General features: G+C 71.7%; 1 protein-coding gene. It reads right to left on the bottom strand.

From position 1 onward, the window contains the following. Positions 1-60: 60 nt before the first annotated feature. Positions 61-1,256 (bottom strand): FAD-dependent oxidoreductase (locus HMPREF3086_RS12060; protein ID WP_070722074.1); only part of this gene is annotated, 1,196 nt, incomplete at its 5' end.

Below are 1,256 nucleotides of genomic sequence, written 5' to 3'. Positions count from 1 at the left end.
TTCACGGCGCCAGGCGGGCCGCCGCGGGAGCCCTCGTCCACCCCGCTGGGGCCGCGGGTTTCAGGCGCAGCATGACGTCGGCATCTGGTTTCGGAAGAGGCCGGCCACGATGCGCAGGCTTTCGCTCATGGTCAGGTACGGCGCCCAGGTGTCGGCCAGATCGTCGACGGTCATGCCGCTTTTGATGGCGTAGGTGGCCGCCAGCATGATCTCCCCGGCCCCGTCCGCCAGAGCGTGCACGCCCAGAACCTTGCCGCTCACGGCGTCGGCGACGAGCTTCACCGCCCCGCGGGTGTCGTGCTGGACGAGCGCCCGGGGGACATCGGACAGGTCCAGGACGCGGCAGTCGCACGCGTGCCCTCGGGTGAGGGCCTCGTCCTCGGTCAACCCCGCCGAGGCCAGCTGGGGCCGGGTGAACACGACCGCAGGAAAGCCGGCGTAGTCGACCCGAGCTGCCGGCGGGTACCTGTCCTCGGTCAGGGCGTTGAGCGCGGCGGCCCGACCGCCGGCGGCGGCGGCGTAGACGTACTGGGGAGCCCCCGAGACGTCACCGGCGGCCCAGACGCGCGGGTTGGAGGTGCGCTGGGTCTGGTCGACCACGACGAAGCCGCGCTCGTCCACGTCCACACCGGCAGCGGCCAGGTTCAGGCCGTCGGTGCGGGGCAGGCGTCCGGTGGCCACCAGGACCTGCGCGCCGCGCACCTGTGCGCCCGAGTCCGTGGTCACCACCACCTCTCCTGCGGGGCCTGGTTCGCGGGCCACAGTGGTCGCGCGCTCTTCGACCACGGTGATGCCGTCGTCGGTGAAGACTTCCCGAAGTCTCTGGGCCAGCTCCGGCTCGGCGTGCGGCGCCAGACGCCCGACCACAGAGACCCGGGTGCCGAGGTGAGCGAACAGCTGGGCCTGCTCCATCCCGACGTACCCGCCACCGATAACGACCAGGGACTCAGGCAGCTCGGTCAGCTGCATCGCGGTGGTGGACGTCAGCCGGTCCACAGAGTCGAGACCGACCACCTCCGGGATGGCGGGGGTGGCACCGGTGGCGACCAGATAGGCCCGGGCCCGCAGCGCCTGGCCGTCGACGGCCAGGGTGTCCCCGTCCAGGAAGCTGGCCTGGCCTGGGCGGACCTGGAAGCCGTAGGCAGCGGCCACATCGGCGTACTTCGCATCACGCAGGCGCTCGATGAGTGCGTCCTTCTGGGCCACCAGATCGCCGAGGTTCACCGGTGCGGCTGACGTTGGGGCACCTTTGAAGG

This window comes from Dietzia sp. HMSC21D01 (genome assembly GCF_001815995.1).
GTDB lineage: Bacteria > Actinomycetota > Actinomycetes > Mycobacteriales > Mycobacteriaceae > Dietzia > Dietzia cinnamea.
Note: the sequence above shows the minus strand (reverse complement) of the source record. Positions and strands in the feature narration are given on the sequence as shown.